Below are 19762 nucleotides of genomic sequence, written 5' to 3' on the forward strand. Positions count from 1 at the left end.
CGTTGGAATGTTGCGGAACGCTCGAATCCGCTTGCCTGCGGCGGGCCCGGTCTCTAAAGTCGAGATACGGTCGGAGGTTTTCGCATGTTCCTGCGGCGCGTTTCGATTCCGGCTCTGGCGGTTCTCGCGGCGCTGGCTTCTTCGGGCGCTTCGGCGGCGGCCCAGGAGCGGGTCCGGATCGTCGCGCGGCACCACCGCAGCGTCCGCGGCACGATCGACGGATTCCCGTTTCTGGTTTTGCGGGGAGATGCCCGCGAACGCGGCAGGGCGCACGGCCTCCTGGCCGCGCGGGAGATCGTCCGGTTCCTGGATCAGGCGCTGATTCCGGTGATCCACGCGACGTCGCCGGGTTCCTGGGAGACGGGGTTTGCAGGCCGGGCGAAGCTTTTCTCATGGCCCGAGCGGTACGACCGGGAACTTCGAGGAATGCTGGACGGGATCCGCGAGGCGCTTCCGGAGGCGGCGGATCGCCGGTTGGGAAGCCTGGGGCGGGAAATCCGCCTGGAGGATCTGCAGGCGCTCAATTGTCTGACGGATCTTCTGGGCGGCGGGTGCAGTTCGTTCTCCGTCTGGGGGCCCCTGACGGAGGACGGGCGGGTTCTGGCCGGCCGCAACATGGACTACATGGCGTTTCCGATCGCTCCGTTCCAGGTGCTCGTCGGGGTGGAGCCGGCGGAGGACGGGCTCAAGGCGACGCTGGACCTTCTGGCCTTCGGGTATCTGGGGGCCGGGACGGCGATGAACGCGGAAGGCGTCTGGGCGGCGATGCACGACGAGCCGGGGCTCGGCGGCAAGGCGCGGGAGGGCTGGGTCCCGCGATGTCTGACCCTCCGGACGGCGGTCGAACGGGCGCGCGCGGCGCGGGCGGTCGAGGACGTCGCCGGCGCTTTGCGCGAGTCGCCCGTCCGGGTGGGCAACAACATTCACCTGAGCTTTCCGGTCACGGCTTCGGAGGCGGCGAGGCCGTGCGTCCTCGAGTGGGACGGCCACGAAAAGGACGGAGGAGTCACCGTGCACGCCGGCGAGGCGGACCATGTGCTGTGCACGAACCACTACCGCACGCGGGCCGTCCGCGAGAGAGCCCGCGACAGCAAGGACCGCCTGGAACGCCTTCGAACGGGGATCGAAGAATTCCGCGCTTCCGGGCGCAAGATCGGCCTGGCGGAGGCGCGCGGGCTTCTTGAAGGGGTGTGCCGGAACGGCGCGCTGGTGACGCATTTCTCGGTGGTCGTCTGGCCCGACCGCCGCCGGATGGCCTTCGCCTGTTCGCCCTCCCCGGGGCGTTCCTCCACGCAGGGGCGCTGGATCACGGTGGAGTGGGCGGATCTTTTCGGGATGTAACGCTTCCCGCGCCGGCGGAACCCTTTAAGCGGGAGGTGGTCTGCCGTGCAGGAGGAGTCGGATCTCCTGGAGGAGGCGCGGAAGGGGTCGGAGGAGGCCTTCTGCGGTCTCGTTCGCCTCCATCAGGGCCGGGTGCGCGCCTATCTGAGCGCTTATGCGCGGGATTCGGACGTCGCCGACGATCTGGCCCAGGAAGTCTTCCTGACGGCCTATCGGTCTTTGCCGACGTACAAAGGGGATGCGCCGCTGGGGGTGTGGCTGCTCGGGATCGCGCGGCATCGGGTGCTGCGCTACCTGCGGGATGAAGCCCGCCGGCGGGCGCGGGAGTCGCGCAAGGCGGCCGCGCTGGTGGCGGAATTCCAGACGGAGCGCGCGGCGGCCGAAGGCGACCGGGAGCGGCCGGAAGCGCTCGATCGCGAGCTTCAGGCGCTCAAGGAATGTCTGAGCGCCCTGACGGCCTCAGGGGCGCAGATCGTTCGGGAGCATTACTTCCAGGGGCGACCGCTGGCGGCGCTCGCGCGCGCCACAGGTCGGAACGAGAGCACGCTGCGGGTGACGTTGATGCGCCTCCGGGCGGCGCTGAGGCGGTGCGTGCAGGGGAAGCTCACGCCGGAGGGGGCCTGACGATGGATCGCGAGCGTCTCGAGGCGCTCTGGGCGCGGTTTCTGGCGGGGGATCCCCTTTCGCCGGAAGAGGATGCCGCGCTGGCGGAGGCCTTGCGGACCGATCCGGCGTGGCGCGAAGAGGTCCTGGCGGACCGGCGGACGGAAGGGCTTCTCCGCGGGCTGGCCCGCGCGGAAGGGGGATCGGAGGAGTTCGCGCAGGCGGTGCTCCGCCGCCTGAGAATGGAGCGGGATGCCTCGCGCTTCGTGGGGCAGGTCCGTCGCAGGATCGCGGCGGGGCGCGCGGGCCTCACGCGTCGGGTGTGGCGTGACCGGCGCCCGGCGGCGGGGCTGTGGGCGGCGGCTCTCCTGGTCGCGGCACTCGGAGTCGTCCTGGCGGTCGTGGCGACGACTCGGCGTCCGGCGGGAGGCGGGCGGCCGGCGCCCGTCGCCTCGCGGCCGGATGCTCCGGCGGCTGAGGAGACGGCGGTGGAGCGGGCCGAGGATCCGCCGCGGGTGGCCGTGGAGCGGGAACCGCGAGGGGAAGAGCCTCGGGCGTCCGAAGGGCGTCCTCCGGATCGGACGCCGAAGCCGCCGGAATCCGTTCCGCAGGCGACGCCTGCGCCGACGCGGCCGGAGCCGGCGTTGCCGCCTCCTTCGACGCCCAAGCCGGCGCCCGCGCCGAGAACGGAGTCCGCGCCGCCGCCGCCCGCGGCGCTGGCGGTCGTGGAGAAGGTGGAGGGCGAGGTCTCGGTCCTGGGCGCGGCCGGCCGTCGGGGAGCGCGCGCGGAAGAACGGATCTTCGCGGGAGAGGGTCTGGAGACGGCGGCAGGGGGAGGCCTCGCGTCCGTCCGGTTCGAGGACGGAACGCGGCTCGAGCTGGGTTCCGGGACCCTGGTGGAGGGCGTTCGGGAGGCCGAGGGAAAAGCGTTTCTCCTGGGGCGCGGGATTCTGACCGCGTTTGTCGCTCGGCAGCCCGCGGGCCGGCCTATGACGATTCGAACGCCCCATGCCGAGGCCACGGTGCTGGGAACGGTTCTGGCGCTCACGGTCCGTCCCGGTCCGCGGGGCTGGACGGCGATCGAGGTACGAGAGGGGAGGGTGCGCTTCCGGAGTCTGGGGGACGGGAAGACCGTGGACGTCCCGGCGGCGCACTATGCGGTGGCCGGGCCGCGCATGGAGACGGCGGCCCGGCGCGGAGGCGTCCGGACGGCGTCGTTCCAGGACGGCGTGTCCCCGACGCGGCGCTACGAGGGAACGCGCGACGCCACGATTCACGAGGGGAAGTCTTCCGTCAACGACGGAAGCTCGCGGATCGTGTGGATGGACGGGCGCACCCGCGACGACGTCGGGGACGACCGGTACGCCCTGCTGCGGTGGGACGTGACGGCGATTCCCGCGGGCAGCGCGATCGTTTCGGCGGAGATTGAGGTTCACGTGACCAACGCGACGAACCGGCTCTCGTTTCCGGTCTATGAGCTTCGGCGCGAGTGGTCCGAGGCTCAGGTCTCGTGGCTTCAGGCGGCCGCGGGACGCCCGTGGCAGGTTCCGGGGGCGCGGGGGGATCAGGACCGCGGCGCCGCGGCCGTGGCGGCGTTTCAGCCCAGGGCGGCCGGACCGTACAGGATCGCCCTCGATTCCGAGCTCGTGAGATCCTGGGTCGATCAACCGGCGGCCAACTATGGCCTGATCCTGGCCGACGCCGAGAACGACGACGCCGTGGGGTTCGAATCGCGCGAGAGTCCGGCGGCCGAGCGGCGCCCGCGGCTGACGGTAACCTTCTTTCCGGGCGGCGGGCGCGTCCGGTAGAGGCGCGATCTCCAGCGCTGGGTTCCGGCCCGCCCTTGAAGTACACTGTCGGGCCTATGGACCTTCCCGAAGTCGCCGAGCGGATTCTCTTCTATCTGGCTTCCGCGGCGGTGGTCGCCGCGCAGGTGGCCACGTCGGGGCACGCGATCCTGTACAAGCGCGAGCCCCGGGCGGCGGTGGCCTGGACGGGGCTCATCTGGCTCGTGCCGGGCGTGGGCGCGCTGCTCTACGTCCTCTTCGGGATCAACCGGATTCAGCGGCGCGCCGTGAGGTTGCGCAAAAAGCGCCGCCGGCTGGACGCCCTGGGCGAGCAGACCGCCTGCGCCCCGGAGCGGATGGCGGAAGTGCTCGGCCCGGACCTCGCCCACCTGGCGGCCTTGCCCCGCGTGGGGGACGGCGTGGTGCGGCGTCCCCTTCTGGACGGCAACCGGGTCGTGCCCCTGGTGAACGGGGAGCAGGCCTATCCGGAAATGCTGCGGGCGATCGATCGGGCGCAGCGGTCGATTTCGCTCCTCGTCTATATCTTTGAGCTCGACGAGGTCGGACGCGGCTTTGTGGACGCGCTTTCGCGGGCCGTCGCGCGGGGCGTGGAGGTGCGGGTGCTCCTCGACGACCTCGGGAGCGGCCGCCTGTGGGGATCGCCGGTGCGGGCGCTGCGGGCGGCGGGCGTTCCCGCGGCCGCCTTTCTCCCGTTGCGGGTGCCGTGGCGCACGCGGTACATGAACCTCCGCAATCACCGCAAGATTCTGGTGACCGACGGCCGGGTGGGTTTCACCGGGGGGATGAACATCCGCGTGTCGCATCGGGTCGAGCGCGGGCGCGATCCCCGCGAGCAGGACGTTCATTTCCGCCTGGAGGGGCCGGTCGTGGAGCATCTCCAGGAGGCGTTCGTCGACGACTGGGCGTTCACGACGGGGGAGATCCTCAAGGGGCCCGCCTGGTTTCCCCGGCCGGAGCGCGCTGGCGACGTGATCGCGCGGGGCATCCCCTTCGACCCCGGGACGGGAGAAACCCTTCGGTGGATCCTTGTGGGCGCGCTCGCCCTGGCGCGCCGGTCGGTTCGGATCGTGACGCCGTATTTCATTCCCGACCAGGCGCTCATCGCCGCGCTGAACGTGGCCGCGCTGCGCGGGGTGGAAGTGGACGTCCTCATTCCCCGGCGGAGCGACAACCTTCTTGTGGACTGGGCGACGACGGCGACGCTCTGGCAGATCCTCGTGGGCGGATGCCGGGTCTGGCGCACCCCGCCGCCCTTCGACCACAGCAAACTCATGGTGGTGGACGGGGTCTGGACGCTTTTCGGCTCGGCCAACATCGATCCCCGGAGCCTGCGGCTGAATTTCGAGTTCAACGTGGAGTGCTACGATCGCAGCCTGGCCGAGGCCGTCGAGGGGCTCGTCCGCGCGCGGCTGTCCCGCGCGGAGCCGGTGACGCTCAAGAAGGTCGATTCCCGCACGATCCCGGTGCGGCTGCGCGACGGCATCGCGCGTCTCTTCTCGCCCTATCTCTGAGCCGCGCGCGGCTTCGTAACGTTTTCCTCCCTCGATCATCGTTGGGGATGGGCACGCTTTGTCCCTCATTTGATCGAGGAGGAAAGGATATGAAGTACGCGGCTCTGGCGCTGGCGCTCCTGGGAGCGGCGGGCGTCTACTTGGGCGCGCGCCGGGCGCAGGCCGAGGCGGCGGCGCCCTGGGAGGTCCGGGTGTTCGTGATGGACAAGGAAGGCAAGCCCGTGGATCTGAGCGCCTGGAGCGCGACCCTCGCGCTCAAGCCCAAGGACGCCCAGGAAAGGACGCTGACCCTCGAGAAGGTTCAGCCGGAGCGGGCGGGCGGGGCCCAGGCCAAGCCGGGCGAGCAGGCTCCCGTGTGCGCCCAGGTGAAGGAGATGGACCGCTATTACGTCGAGCTTGCCGTCCTGCCGCCCTCGGCCCCCGGCCCCCAGGCGGAGGGCCAGGAGCCCCGGGGAAAGGCCGCTCATCCGCCCGCGCAGGACTACCGGCACATGCATGGAGCGGGTTACTTCAAGACGAGCCTCCAGCCCTTCGTGGGCGATTTCCGAAACAAGGCCGTCCAGTTCACCGCGGATGTCACCTTCAGCCACGAAGGCAAGCGCAGCACGGTTTCCGGGTTCTCCTATCCCCACGGGCTGTACGAGGACGTGCTTCAGAAGGTCATGGACGAGCACCTCAAGAAGGCGCGCGACGCCGTGCGGGCCCGGGACCAGGCGCACTGGCAACGGTGGGGCCGGGACATCATGGCGATCCTTCACGCCCTGCCGCCGCTCGCCTTCGAGAACGCCGAGGACCGTTCGGAGTTCGAGAAGGCCCGGCAGGAATGCATGGCCGCCTGCCAGCGGCTTCAGAAGGCGACTTCTCCCGAGCAGGCCTCTCAGGCGATCGATCAGTGCGCCGACACGTGCGACGACGTCCAGGACCAGGCCCAGGACGCCCTGGGCGTGCCCGTTGAGGTCCCGGCGACGAAGTAGCGGCGCGCGGACGCGTTCTTCGCGACACCCCGGTCCCCCGCACGGATCGGGGCGTCGCTTTTACGGGGCGAGAAGCCGGCGCAGGGGTTCGCGGATGGCCTGCGCCCAGAGGGCGTAGCCTTTCTCCGAGAGATGCAGGAAATCGGGCATGATTTCCTTGGAAATCGTGCCGTCGGGCTGAAGAAACGTTCCGCCGATATCGAGGAACCGAACGGTCTTGCCGCCGTCGTCCAGCGCGGCGACGGCCTCGTTGATCTGCCGGATCTGCGCCCGATGGGGATGATCGGGCTTTTCGCCGCGCGGAAAGACGCCCAGGAGAAGCACGCGAGTGGCGGCGGACCGGGCGTGGATCTCCCGGACGATCGCCTTGATCCCTTCGACGGCGCTCCCGGGAGGCTCGGGATCGCGCTGGCCGATGTTGTTGGTCCCGATCATGAGGACGGCGACCTTCGGCCGGATTCCCTCGAGCTCGCCGTTCTGGAGGCGCCACAGGAGATGCTGGGTGCGGTCGCCGGAGATGCCGAAATTGGCCGCCTTGAGGGGGGCGAAATGCTCGTCCCAGATCCTGCGCCCGGTCGTCCGCCAGGCTTCCGTGATCGAGTCGCCCAGGAAGAGGACGTCGATGTCGCCGCGGCGCGCCTCTTCCACGAAGCCTTTGTGGCGATCGAGCCACTTGCCGTCCTTGGGAACGGGACGCGCCCCCGGCGGGACATCCTGGGGCGCGGCCAGGAGAAGGGCGACCGCCAGAGTCCGGAGGATGATCATCGTCGTCTCTCCAAAAGCGAGTGAAGCACGTTCCTTTCTACTTTCGGAGTGCTACAATGCCAAGCGAAACAGGGGCGGGAATCTCCGCGTTAGGGAACCGTCGAGCATGCGCATGACCCTTCGGGCCGTGGTGGCCGTTTTTTTTCTGTCGTCCGTCCCCCTCGCGCAGGACGGTGAGGCTCCCGAGCAGCGGGCTCCCGGCGGCAAGGGAGCCACCATGGACTACGGCTCTTTTCTTTCCTCGACCGTCAGCCGCGTGAAGTACCGCACGGACGAGGACCTTCTTTCGTACAAAGGAATCTCCATCCGGGTGGGGCCGCAGGCCACGATGTGTTTCGATTCGGATCTCCTGCGCTGGGCGGGCGGCTGGACGGGGGGATTTCTGGACCTCTCGAATACGCACCTTGTCAGCTACAAGGGCAGCCTTCCGACGACGCTCGAGGGCACGTTGCGGTTCACCACGCCCCGGGGTCCGGGCTGGGCGGTGGGGGACGATTTCGCCGATCCCCGGCCGCATCCCTACGGGCCGCTGCCGGAGGAGCGGGGACGCTACGTGGGACTCTACCGGCACGGAGAGCGCGTCGTCCTTTCGTACGTGGTGAGCGGCTGTCCGGTCCTGGAGCTGCCCGGTTTCACGGGAGAGGGATTCACGAGGACGATCCGGCTGGGGCCTTCCCGGGAGACGCTGACCCTTCGGGTGGCGGAGGGACAGGTTCCGGTCGGTCTGATCGGCGCGCCCGAGGGGGCCGCGGTCGTGACGACCGGCGCCGAGGTGCGCGTGCGGATCCCGCCGCGTTCGTCTCCGGCGCTCTTTACGGTCGTGATCGGCGGCTCCCAGGCCGGGCCGCCGGAGGATCCCGCGCCGCTGTGCTCGGGCGGTCCGGCCCGGTGGGGCGAACCTCAGGTCACCCGCGGGGCGCTCGGGGCGGGACCGGGCCCGTACGTGGTGGACACGCTCGTGCTGCCCGACTCCAATCCGTGGAAATCCTGGCTCCGCCTGACGGGGCTGGATTTCTTCTCCGACGGCCGCGCCGCCTTCTGCACGTGGAACGGAGACGTCTGGACGGTCGAGGGCATCGACGACAGGCTGGAGCGCCTGACGTACCGGAGGTTCGCCGCGGGCCTCTATGAGCCGCTGGGGCTCAAGATCGTCGGGGACCAGGTGTACGTTCTCGGTCGTGACCGCATCACGCGGCTTCGGGATCTCAACGGCGACGGAGAGGCCGACTTTTACGAGAATTTCCACGACGCCCTGACGACCATGGCGAACTATCACGCGTTCGCCTTCGAGCTTCACACGGATTCCCAGGGAAACTTCTACTACGCCGTGGACGGGCACCGCGTGGACCCCTCGGTGCCTCTTCATGGGTGCATCGTGAAGGTATCGCCGGACGGCCGGCGGCACGAGGTCGTCGCCACGGGATTGCGCGCCCCGAACGGTCTGAGCCTCGGACCGGGCGACGAGATCACCTGCAGCGACCAGGAAGGGCACTGGATCCCCACGAGCCGCCTCAACTGGGTGCGTCCCGGAGGCTTCTACGGGTATGTGCCTCATTCGGGACGCAAGGATCCGCCGGCGTCCTACGATCCGCCGCTCTGCTGGATTCCTCACGGCGTGGACAATTCCAGCGGCGGCCAGGTGTGGGTGACGAGCGACCGCTGGGGTCCGCTCTCGGGGGCGCTTCTTCACACGTCTTACGGGAAGGCGTCGCTCTTTCTGGTTCCCTTCCAGCGCGCCGGGGACGTCGTTCAGGGCGGCGTAGTCCGGTTTCCGCTCGCCTTCGCCAGCGGGATTATGCGCGGGCGCTTCCATCCGAAGGACGGGCAGCTCTATCTGGCGGGATTGCGCGGCTGGCAGACGACGGGGCTGCGGGACGGGTGTCTCCAGAGGGTCCGGTACACGGGCCGCCCGGTTCACATGGTGACGGGTCTCAAGGTCACGCGGGACGGCCTGGACCTGACGTTTCCCCACCCCTTGGACCCCGAGACGGCGGCCAGCGCGGATTCCTGGGCCGCGCAGATGTGGAATTACCGGTGGTCTGAGAAATACGGTTCGCCCGAGTTTTCCGTGGCCGATCCCGCCCGCCAGGGTCGGGATCCGGTCGAGATCCGGTCCGCGCGGCTTGCTCCGGATGGGCGGACGGTGTCGCTGGCGATTCCGGGAATCCGGCCGGTAATGCAGATGCTCGTTCGCGGTCGGGTCCGGGCGGCCGACGGCGCGGCGGTGCCCGTGGAGCTTTATCTGACGATCCACCGGGTGCCGTAGGGGAAAGGCCGCCTCGCGCGTATTCCTCTTTGGATCTGCTCCCGTTTCGCGGTTAAAATAGGGCTCCGCGACGGGGAAGGGGCGAGCGATGCGGACAAGGAGGGAGCCGTGCGTAAGGACCGCCTCATCCTCGTTTCGACGGCGCTTTTCCTCACCCCTTTAGGCGCTTTCGCGGCGACCCGACCGGGCGACCCGGAGGACCCCAACTTCGCCGAGTCCGTTTATGCAACGGGTCTGAGCGGTATCACGAGCCTGGCCTGGGCCTCCGATGGATCGAACACGCTTTTCGTGGCCGTGCGCACAGGGACCGTCCGCGTTCTCCGGAACGGAAGCCTTCAGGCGACGGCGTTCGCCACCGTGAGCCCCGTCTACACGGGACACAGCGAGACGGGCGTGATCGGCCTGGCCTTGGATCCCGACTACGCATCCAACCGGTATGTTTACGTGTTCGTTACGGAATCCGCTTCCGTTCAGAAGATCTATCGCTACACGGCGGGGACGGACGCTTCGGGAAACCTGGTCGGGAGCGGCAAGACCCAGATCGGTCCCGATCTGCCCTGCGAGGGCGTCAATCACGACGGAGGCGGCCTCGCCTTCGGCCCGGACGGACATCTTTACTTCGGTGTGGGGAACCTGGGCAACGATAATAATATCGGCGGCAACGGAACATCGACGGAACGGACTTCGTTGGGGTCGAAGATCGGATGCATGACCTCCTCGGGCGCAGCCGTGGCGAGCAACCCGTGGTACAACGCTTCGGACGGAATCACCGCGACGGATTATGTCTTCGCCCAGGGGATGCGCAATCCCTTCGGACTGCGTTTCCATCCGACGACGGGGGCCCTTTGGGTGTTCATGGTCGGAGATGACTATGAGCAGATCTTTCTGGTCCCCCGGGGAGGAAACGCCGGTTGGCCCACGGAGAACAACACGAGCGCGTCGAATGGGCTTCTGATCCCGAAACTGGCGTATCCGACCAGGAACTCGCCGTTCGGCCGGTGCATCACGCGCGGCGTTTTCTACGACGGCACGGCCTTTCCGGCTTCCTATCGAGGCAACCTGTTCTTCGTGGACTACGTGTCCGGGAAGGTCATGCGTTCGGTCCTGAATTCGTCCGGCGACGCGATCACGAGCACGGAAGTATTCGTCAGCGGAAACAGCCAGCTGGTGGATATCGTGGTGGGTCCGGACGGGGCGCTCTACTACGCCGGCCATGGGGGTACCGTCTACCGCCTGAGCTATACAGGGGTCCCTGCGCTCGGTCTGACGCTTTCCGCCACCGAGCTTCTGATCGATGAAGGCGGCTCGGGAACGTTCACCGTATCGCTGTCCGCGGCGCCGACGTCGAACGTGACCGTCTTCGTGGAACAGTCGGCAGGCCCGGAAACGCTTACGATCAATCCCTCCGTGCTTCAGTTTACTCCGGGAAACTGGAACTCGCCGCAGACGGTAACCGTTTCCGCCGGGCAAGACTCCGACGCCGTCACCGAAGGAGCGCGGGTGAGCTGTTCCGCCGCAGGGCTTCCCGGGCGGCACGTCGTCGTTACCGTGCGCGACGACGACGCCGCTTCCGGGGCTCCTCGCGCGCGCCTCCGCATGCCCGAGGCGGGGGCCCGCGTGTCCGGGCCGAACGCGGAGTTTTTCGGAGACGGAGAAGATCCCCAGGGCGTGGGGACTCTGGAGCGCGCGGAGTTTTACATCGACGGGACGCTCGCCTTTACGGATTCGGCGGCCGGGGGACATTATCACTTCGGAGGGGGCCACAATCTCTGGGATACCCGCGGTCTGTCCAACGGGGTCCATATCCTGCGCCTGACCGTGTACGACTCGGGCGGGCTGAGCGGGAGCCACGAGATCGAAGTCGACGTTTTCAATCCGGTCGACGATGGAGACGGCGGCGGCGGGTGCGGAGCGCTCGGGATCGAGCCGGTCCTGGCCGCGCTCGCCCTCCGGGCCCTCTTGCGGCGGCGCGGATGACGCCGTCCCCGCAGGCCGCGAAGGAGCGTACATAGAGAGGGGGAAACCCCGCTCGGGACTCGATGATGATCCTGGTCTGGGTGTCGCTGGGTGTGGCGGCGCTGCAGGGCGGCCCGGAGGGGCCTCCTCTTCAGGTGCCGGACGGGTTCGTCGTCGAGCGCGCGGCGGGGCCGCCCCTCGTCGAGCGCCCCATGCTCGCCTGCTTCGACGAGACCGGCCGCCTCTTCGTGGCCGATTCCGCCGGCGTCAACCACAAGGGGGACATTCTTCTCAAGAATCCCCCGCACGTGATCCGCCTCCTCGAGGACACCGACGGCGACGGACGGTTCGACACGAGCCGCGTCTTCGCCGACCGGATGGTCTTCCCCCAGGGACTCGCCTGGTACCGCGGAGCGCTCTACGTCCCCTCGCCGCCGTCGCTGTGGAAACTGGAGGATACCGACGGGGACGGGGTGTGCGATCGGCGCACGGAGCTTCTGACGGGTTTCGCCGTGACGGGGGTGGCCGACGACGTTCACGGCGCCTGCGTCGGGCCGGACGGCCGGATTTATTTTCTACCGGGCCGCATGGCGCACGATCTGCGGCTTCCGGACGGAACCCGCGTGCGCAAGGCCGTCGGGCCGTGGCTCATGCGGTGCCGCCCGGACGGGACGGAGCTCGAATTCGTCTGCGGCGCCGTGGGAAATCCCGTGGAAGTCGACTGGCTTCCGGAAGGGGACTTCTTCATCTCCGGAACCTTCTGGGCCCCCGACTCCTTCGGGGGCGGCCTGAGGGACGCGGTCATTCACGGCGTGGAGGGAGGCGAGTGGCCGGTGCGCGACCGGACGTACACGGACCGCGTCCGCACGGGGGATCTTCTTCCGGTCCTTGTCCCCATGACCGCCACCGCTCCGGCGGGGCTCCGGGTCGCCCGCGCCGAAGGGCCTTTCCAGGGGAACCTCTTCTGCGCGTACTTCAACACGCACCGGGTCCAGCGGCATGTCCTCGAACGCGAGGGAGCCACCTTCCGGGCGCGCACCGAGGAGTTCGTCCGCTCGGATCATCCGGACTTTCATCCCACGGACGTTCTGGAGGACGCGGACGGAAGCCTTCTCGTCGTGGATACGGGCGGCTGGTTCCGCATCGGATGTCCGACCTCTCAGATCGCCAAGCCGGACGTCCTGGGGGCGATCTACCGCGTGCGCCGCCGGGATGCGCCGCGCCTGGCGGATCCGAGGGGACTCACGCTCGACTGGAGCCGCCCCGAGGAGCATCTGGACGACCCCCGGTGGGCGGTGCGGGAGCGGGCGGTGGACCGGGCGGCGGCGCGGGGTGCGGCGGCTCTCGAGCGGATCGCCGGGAGCGCGTCGGTTCGCGCGCGGCTCGGAATCGTGTGGGCGCTTTGCCGCCTGGACGAGCCGGCGGCGCGTGCGGCGGTACGGAGGCTTCTCTCCGACCCGGACGCGCGGGTGCGCCAGGCGGCCGCCGCGGCGGCGGGACTGCACCGGGACGGCGAAGCCGTCGGGCGCCTGATCGAGATGCTGGGATCGGACGCTCCTCCCGTGCGTCGCGAGGCGGCCGGCGCTCTCGGCAGGATCGGCGACCGGCGGGCGGCGGGGCCTCTGATCGAAGGGTTGCGGGGCGGTCCGGATCGTTATCTCGAGCACGCGGTTCTGTACGCCCTCATCCGGCTGGGGGATCGGGAGGGGGCGACCCGCGCGCTGGGCGATCCGGATCCGGAGGTGCGCCGCGGGGCGCTCATCGCGCTCGATCAGATGGGAGGCGAGGGGCTGACGCCGGAGCGCGTCGTGGCGCTTCTTGATCCCGTCGCGCCCTCGCTCCGGCAGGCGGCGTTCCGCGTGATCGTCTCGCGTCCGGCGTGGGCGGGACAGGTGCGGGCGCTGGCGGAGCGCTGGTTCCGCGACCCGGCGGGGGAACCGGGGCGGCCGGAGATGGTGCAGGGGCTCGTGGCGGCCTTCGCGGCCGACGCGGGCATGCAGGACGCCGTGGCGCGGGCGCTGCGCGAACCTTCGCTTTCGGCGCCGGCGCGGGCGGTTCTGCTGGAAGCCATGCTGCGGGCTTCGCCCGAGCGCTTTCCGGCCACGTGGGTGGCGGAGGCCCGCTGGAGCCTGGAGCATCCGGACGAAGGGGTGGCCCGCCGGGCCGTGGCGATTCTGAAGGCCGCCGGCGCGCCGGACTTCGACGAGGCGCTTCTGGCCCTGGCTCGGGATGAGCGGCGTTCGGCGGAGCTGCGGGTGGAGGCGCTGGGGGCGGCGGCGCCGCGTCTGGGGCGTCTGGAAGGGGCGCTCTTCGCGCTGCTGGTATCCTGCCTGGAAGCCGACCGCCCGCCGCTTCTGCGCCTGGCGGCGGCGGAGACGCTGGGGCGGGCGCCCCTGGACGATCGCCAGCTGGAGCGCCTGGCCCTCCGGGCGGAAAACGCGGGGCCGCTCGACCTTCCGCGCTGGCTGCCCGCTTTCGAACGCTCGCAGAACGCCGGGGTCGGCCGCAAGCTTCTCGAGGCCCTGGCCCGGTCGCCCGCGCTCGAGAGCGTCCCGGCCGATCTTCTGCGCCGCGCGATCCGCCGGTTTCCGCCCGAGGTGGCCGCGGCGGCCCAGCCGATGCTCCAGCGGCTGGAGGCCGGCGAGGGCGGCGCCAAGGCGCGCCTCGACGAACTTCAGGACGTTCTTTCGGGAGGCGATCCGGCGCGGGGCCGCGAGGTTTTCCTCGGGCGCAAAGCCGGTTGCACGGCGTGTCACGCCGTGGCGGGCCAGGGGGGCCGCGTGGGGCCGGACCTTTCCCGGATCGGCGCGATCCGTTCGCCGAGGGATCTGCTCGAGGCGATCGTCTTTCCGAGCGCCAGCTTCGCGCGCGGCTACGAGCCGTTCGTCCTTCGGACGCGGGACGGCGCGGTGCTGGACGGCCTCGTCGTCCGCGAGACACCCGACGCCGTCTATCTCTTCACGGCCGACCGGACGGAACGAAGGATCCCGCGCGCCTCCATCGAGGATCTGCGCCAGAGCCGGATCTCGATCATGCCCCAGGGACTGGACCGCCAGCTCCGCCGCGAAGAGCTCCGGGACCTCGTGGCGTTTCTCGCGTCCCTGAAATGAGCGCTCCGGACGTCAGGGGAGTTCCTTGAGGTAGAGATTGGCGAACTGGATCGGATCGCCGTGGTTCTGAAGGGCGATCGGTCCCCGCGGTTTCACCCCCGGCAGGAGCGCGTTTTCGATCACGGTTTTGCCGTTCAGGACCACGGTCAGGCGGTCCCCCTTCATCGTGATCACGAAGCGGTTCCATTGACCGGGAGGATGGTCCGCCCGCACCTTGGGCGTCACGCCCGCCCGCACTTCGGGGGGCATGCTTTTGTCGGTCCGGTAGCCGTAGACTTCGCCCGAGCCCACCGGCCAGCACCAGATGTTGACCTGGCTCTTGGAGCTTCCCCGGAGGTAGATGCCGCTGTCGCCCGCGTCCGGGACCTTGATCTTCCGGCCGGAGTCGCTGCCGTCGGGAAGCACCTCCGGAAGTTCCTTCTCGACGGGCTTCCGGGTGAACCGCCAGTCGGCGATCAGGATGAAGTCTCCATATTCCTTCTCCGACCAGAGGTCCTTGCCCTTTCCGTCGAAGTCCAGAATCCAATCCTTGGGCACCCAGTGGCCTTCGTTGGCGGGGTCTTTCTTCCACCCGGAAAGATCCACGCCCGTGTAAAGCGAACGGAATCCCTCGTCCGCCTCGGCCACCAGGTCGGCGGGCGGATTCGAGGAGGGAAGCTCCTTGATGCGGATGTTGCGGAAGTGGACTTCCGAACCCTCGGATTCGAGGCAGATGTACCCCTTTCTCGGGTTGCAGTTCGTGCCTCCCGAGACTTCCTTGCCGTTAACCTCGAGCTTGACGGCGCCGTCCTTGGCGATGACCCGGTAGTGGTTCCACTCCCCGGCGGGCTTTACCCGTTTCTCGCTCGGCAGGCAGCGCATCCACCCCTTGGGGTGCGGCCGGTCGGGGACGAACGTGGCGCCCTGAATGGCGAAGACGTCCCCGTGGCGCGTGTAGAGCCCCTCCGGATGATCCCCGAGCATGATCTGGATCTCGATCGACTTCGTGAAGGGCTGGCCGCGCACGGGGAGCGCCGAACTGTGGACGAAAAGACCGGCGTTTCCGCCCTCGTGGAGGTGCTTCCACTCCAGCTCCAGGATGTAGTTCTCGTACATCCGCTCCGTCCGGAGCACCCCCGTGGGCTTTCCGGAACAGACGATGACGCCGTCTTCGACCTTCCATGTGGACGGGGCGCCGTTGACGTTGACCCAGCCGGAGAGGTCCTTGCCGTTGAAGAGCGGGACGAAGCCGTCGTCCTGCGCCGCGGGGACTCCGGGGGCGGCACAGGCGGCCAGGAGCAGTCCGAACCATGCGGTCGGTTTCATCGCGTGTCTCCTTGAGGTCGGGGTTCGGGCCATTTCAAATGCCGGTGAAGAAACCGGAACGTTCCCACGCCGTGAATCGCATGAGGGCCGTCGAAGAATTCGATCTCGGTGCGCTCGGGGATCTTGAGATCCGCGTAGAGGCGGCGGACCTTGGCGTATTCGTACGCCACCCGCTCGTCGGGGGCGACGCCGTCGCGGTGGCCGCGCTCGACCATGAAGGGGCGCGGAGCGATGAGCGCCGCCATCTCCGCGTAATTGAACGTGTTTCCCAAATTCCACTCGAAAATCTCGTACTCGCCGGTGGTCACGTAACTATACGGGCTGTCGAGGGCGGCGTTTTTCCAGATCCATTCGTTGAAATCCGCCGAACAGATGGAAAGGGCGTACCGCGGCACGACCGCCGGAACGCGCATCGCGGTCTTCCCGCCGTACGAGAGACCGTAGAAGCCGATCCGGTCCGGATCCACGAAGGGCAGCGAGGCCAGCCAGTCCGTGATCGCCCGATGCTGAGGGATGATGATCGAGAAAAGATGCGTCCCCAGGAGGTTGGCCTTCCTCTGGAGTGTCCGGAAGGCGTCCCGCCCGAGGTAGGGATTCTGAGGCGCGAAGACCACGAATCCGCGTTCCGCGAGCCGCACGCCGAAACGCCGGTAGGCCGGATGATCCACCCCCGGGTCGGCCAGATCCCGCGGCCGGCCTTCCAGGCCGTGCTGGCAGACGACCGCGGGCCGGCGCTCTCCGGGTTTGAGATCGCGCGGCACGAGGAGAATCCCGTACGCGAAGACGTCGGGCCAGACGTCGAGCTTGACCTCGTAGCCTTCGCAGGCGGGCTCGTTGAAGATCAGGCGCGAGCGCGGGTCGGGCGCAAGCAGCGGCCGGTCGAAGCGGCCCAGGACCTCCTCCTCGAACTCGCGCCGCAACGGCGCCGTGGAGGCTGCGTAGTCGTCGAGCGAGCCGGTCCGGAGGCGCTTCCAGAAGGCGGCGTCGCGGACGGCCTCGCTCCGGCGCAGAAGGTGCTGCGTGTCCTCGAGGAGCTGATCGAGCTGCCGCTGGAGGCGCGCGGCGGGATCGTGGTTCCGGCGAAGGACAACGGGAGCTTCCGATCGGGGCGCCGGCAGGGTCGCCTCGCCGGAGGGGCGGGGCGCTCCGGGCGCGAGCGCGCGGAACCGCGCGAGCTCCGCCTCGAGCCGCGCGGCATCGGGGGAGGTCCAGCTTCCGGGCGCCGCGCCGGATCGTCCGGGTTTCGCCGGAGGCGGTCCGGCGACGGAATAGCGGGGTTGCGGGAAGGCCGCAAACGGCCGCGGAGCCACGAGCGCCGCCAGTTCCGCTCCCCCGAATTCCCGCAGGAGCCCGAAGACATTCCGGTAGATGGGCTCCTTCCAGGTTTCCTCAAGCGGGCCGAAGGCTCCGTGAACGCGAACCTCGTCGATGCGGGGATCGATCGCCCCGGCATAAAGCGCCAGAAGTCCGCCTTCGCCGAACCCCAGGAGGATCACGCGAGGGTCGGCCGTCTCCCGGTGGAGCCAGTCCACCAGCGCCAGCGTTTTCTGGACTTCGTACCCCAGGATGTGCCGTCCCAGCTCAAAGGCCGGCCGATAGACGAATTCGCGGTGGGGTTGATTGGTGGCCTTGCCGATCCGGGAGATCGAGTGAGTGTCCGAACGGTCGATGAGCGCCGGAACGACGACGCGGAATCCCCGTTCGGCCAGGGAGCGCGCGGGTTGCCGGTCCGGGGGCGTTGACGGAACGAGACCGGAAACCTCTTCGGGCGATTCGTCGGCGTCCGGGAGGAGAATCACGGTAGCCTCCGGCGGGCGGCCCGTCGGGACCAGGAGCAGCCCCTCGCCCTCCACGCTCCGGAAGACCGGCCAGCGGACGGCCAGGACTTCGAAGGCGGAGGATCGCGCGAGAACCGGGGACTGTCCCAGCGGGTGAATCACTTCCGGCGCCGCGAAGGGCGCGCGCTCGTCCACGACGCCCAGGATTTTTTTCAGCCGATCGCGCTTCGGAGCCACGGATTGTTCGTAGGCCTCGGGGGAAGAACGGTCGACTTTCCAGAAGGCCGCTCTCCGTTCCCGCGACTGCTCGATCTCGCGCCGGAGAAACCGGTCGATGCCCTCGACCATGAGGGCCGCGAAATCGCCTTCCTCCTCGAGAGGACGGGTTCCCGGGAGGGCCTTCGCCTGCCTTCGTTCCGGCGCCCGGCCGGCCGTCCAGAAGAGGGCGTTGACGATCATCCGGCGGAAGTGCTCGTTCTTGAAGTCCCCCGGGTCGCCGAGCGACGTGTAGAAGATGCGGGCTCCTTTGTAGAGGCGGGTCCAGGCGACCGGCTCGGTCTTTCCGCCGGCCGTTCCCGTGAGAAGCACGTCCACGTCCGGGGCGTTCTCGGGGTTGCGGTAGAGGCTCGCCTGCGAGGAGAACTCGCGGACGCCCTCGAGGATCGGGTGGCCGCGGGCCTTGTCGGTGAACCGGACATCACAGACCGGACCTTTGCCGTAGTGGCCCTTGTAGCTTCCGCCGAAGACTTCGCGGTCCAGATCGAGCCACGTCTGGAACGCGTGGCTGGCCGTGCGGATGCCCACGATGGGCTTGCCGGACAGGCAGTAGCGCTTGACGCGCTCCAGCGATTCCCCCTGGAGCTTGAGCCGGCGGGTGAAAAGGAGCATCACGTCGCACGACTCGAGGTTTTCCAGGCCCGGCAGATCCTCGTCCGTCCGCCGGAAGGCGCGGGTGCACTTCACGTTGTAATTCCGCTCGAGGTGCTCCTGAAGCGCCTCGAGGGACGCGTCCGATTCGTATTCGAGCGAGCCCGAGACCAGGCATACCCGCAGGGGAGGGGAGGACGGCGCGGGCTCCTGAGGCGGCGCCTCCAGGCGCAGGTAGGCGAAAAGGTCGCGGACGTCCTGATCGGTGAGGGGATCCAGCAGCTTCTCCGGCATGAGCGAGACGTCCGAGGCGGCCATGGCTTCGATGCGGGCGCGCGGGAGAACGGTGCGGACGTTCTGCGCGTCGACGAGCGTGATCGACGCGGGCGTTTCCTCCGCGAGAAGCCCGAGGAGGACCTGCCCGTCGTTCGTGCGGACCCGCTGGGCCTGGTACTCCGGGCGGATGAGGGCGCTCGGATCGACGATGTTCGTGAGGAGCGATTCGAGATCCTTCCGGTTGATCCCCGTGAGGTCGGGCCCGATCTTTCCGCCTTCGCCGAAGAGCGTGTGGCAGGCACCGCAGGTCCGGGCGAAAATCGGCCGGCCGCGCGCGGGGTCTCCCTGCCCGCGGGCGAGGATGACCCGGAGGCTGCTGATGCGGGCCCGTTTTTCGCCCGGCGTGGCGGTCCCCACCTTGCCCCAGTGCTTCTCGATCAGGCGCCGGATCTCCGGATCCTCCGAGCGGGCCAGCTCCACGAGCGATTCGAAAGGCGCCTCCGAGCGCGCGATCGCGCCCGAGTCGATGTGACGGAGGAACTCCAGGGCCGACGCCGGGCGCCGGAAGAAAAGTCCGCGGACGAGCGAACGCACCGCGGCGGGAAGCCGGGGATAGCGCTCCAGGGCCGCCCGCAGGCCGGAAGGATCCGGAAGGTTCGCCAGGGCCTCAAGGACGGCCACGAGAAGCCCCGCGTCGGAGGCCCGCTCGAGGACCGAAAGAAGCGCGGCGGCCGCGTCGCCGCGGCCCGACTGGCCCAGGAGCGCAACGAGCCGCGTCCGTTCCGCCGCGGGGACGCCCGGGTCCGAGGCGGCCGCCAGGGCCCGGGCGTATGCGCCGGGCCGCCCCAGCCGCACCGACAGACGCAGGAGCGCGGGGCTCGACTTCGCCTCCGCTTCGCGGCGCGCCAAGGCGCGCTCCAGGATCCCGGGGACGCGCTCCAGGACGCGTCCTTCGAGAGCCTGTTCCAGCCCTTCGAGGACCGCTTCGACGTCGGGCGGGCCGGGCGCGCGTTCGAGGAGGCGGGCCGCCCAGGCGGCGTCCGGATCGTTGGCGGAGACCATGAAGCGGCGGGGCCGGCTTCGGGAGGCCGCGGGGAGCGACCCGGTAGATGCGCCCGTTGCGCCGGTCCCACGTGTCGCGGGGGTCCACGTGGTTGAGGCGCGCGTCGTACCAGTCCACGACATAGAGCGCGCCGTCGGGT

11 protein-coding genes are annotated in these 19762 nt (G+C 69.3%); 8 read left to right on the forward strand and 3 right to left on the reverse strand.

Features of this window, described 5'->3' with window-relative positions:
- Nucleotides 1–84 precede the first annotated feature (84 nt).
- The 5 genes from VNO22_17565 to VNO22_17585 all read left to right on the forward strand — a co-directional run bounded on the left by VNO22_17565 (nucleotide 85) and on the right by VNO22_17585 (nucleotide 6237).
- Nucleotides 85–1341 carry a C45 family autoproteolytic acyltransferase/hydrolase gene (locus VNO22_17565; protein ID HXG63182.1) on the forward strand — a complete coding sequence of 419 codons (1257 nt, stop codon included), beginning with the start codon at nucleotides 85–87 and terminating at the stop codon, nucleotides 1339–1341.
- 45 nt (nucleotides 1342–1386) lie between these two features.
- Complete coding sequence (locus VNO22_17570) at nucleotides 1387–1965, forward strand: sigma-70 family RNA polymerase sigma factor (GenBank protein ID HXG63183.1); 579 nt, start codon at nucleotides 1387–1389, stop codon at nucleotides 1963–1965.
- Between the two features lie 2 nt (nucleotides 1966–1967).
- Entirely contained in the window at nucleotides 1968–3752 is a 1785-nt protein-coding gene (locus tag VNO22_17575) for a DNRLRE domain-containing protein (protein ID HXG63184.1), read from the forward strand.
- 56 nt (nucleotides 3753–3808) lie between these two features.
- Entirely contained in the window at nucleotides 3809–5263 is a 1455-nt protein-coding gene (locus VNO22_17580; protein HXG63185.1) for a phospholipase D-like domain-containing protein, read from the forward strand.
- Nucleotides 5264–5352: 89 nt separating this feature from the next.
- Nucleotides 5353–6237 (forward strand): hypothetical protein, encoded by an 885-nt coding sequence (locus VNO22_17585; GenBank protein HXG63186.1) that lies wholly within the window; start codon nucleotides 5353–5355, stop codon nucleotides 6235–6237.
- Between the two features lie 60 nt (nucleotides 6238–6297).
- Here the strand turns inward: VNO22_17585 and VNO22_17590 are convergent, their stop codons facing one another.
- A complete protein-coding gene (locus tag VNO22_17590; GenBank protein ID HXG63187.1) occupies nucleotides 6298–7002 on the reverse strand; it encodes a platelet-activating factor acetylhydrolase IB subunit in 705 nt (234 codons plus the stop codon).
- 106 nt (nucleotides 7003–7108) lie between these two features.
- Between VNO22_17590 and VNO22_17595 the strand changes: the two genes are divergently transcribed.
- The 3 genes from VNO22_17595 to VNO22_17605 all read left to right on the forward strand — a co-directional run bounded on the left by VNO22_17595 (nucleotide 7109) and on the right by VNO22_17605 (nucleotide 14334).
- Nucleotides 7109–9268 (forward strand): DUF6797 domain-containing protein, encoded by a 2160-nt coding sequence (locus tag VNO22_17595; GenBank protein HXG63188.1) that lies wholly within the window; start codon nucleotides 7109–7111, stop codon nucleotides 9266–9268.
- Between the two features lie 108 nt (nucleotides 9269–9376).
- The gene (locus VNO22_17600) at nucleotides 9377–11245 is read left to right on the forward strand and encodes a PQQ-dependent sugar dehydrogenase (protein HXG63189.1); all 1869 of its coding nucleotides are present in this window, start codon (nucleotides 9377–9379) and stop codon (nucleotides 11243–11245) included.
- 62 nt (nucleotides 11246–11307) lie between these two features.
- Nucleotides 11308–14334 (forward strand): PVC-type heme-binding CxxCH protein, encoded by a 3027-nt coding sequence (locus tag VNO22_17605; GenBank protein ID HXG63190.1) that lies wholly within the window; start codon nucleotides 11308–11310, stop codon nucleotides 14332–14334.
- Between the two features lie 12 nt (nucleotides 14335–14346).
- Here VNO22_17605 and VNO22_17610 read toward each other — a convergent pair whose 3' ends face one another.
- The gene (locus VNO22_17610) at nucleotides 14347–15639 is read right to left on the reverse strand and encodes a DUF1080 domain-containing protein (protein ID HXG63191.1); all 1293 of its coding nucleotides are present in this window, start codon (nucleotides 15637–15639) and stop codon (nucleotides 14347–14349) included.
- Nucleotides 15636–19622: a ThuA domain-containing protein gene (locus tag VNO22_17615; protein ID HXG63192.1), complete on the reverse strand. Its 3987-nt coding sequence runs from the start codon at nucleotides 19620–19622 to the stop codon at nucleotides 15636–15638. Before VNO22_17615 ends, VNO22_17610 begins: the two co-directional genes overlap by 4 nt.
- Nucleotides 19623–19762 lie beyond the last annotated feature (140 nt).

The sequence above is a fragment of the Planctomycetota bacterium genome (assembly GCA_035574235.1).
Lineage (GTDB): Bacteria > Planctomycetota > MHYJ01 > MHYJ01 > JACPRB01 > DATLZA01.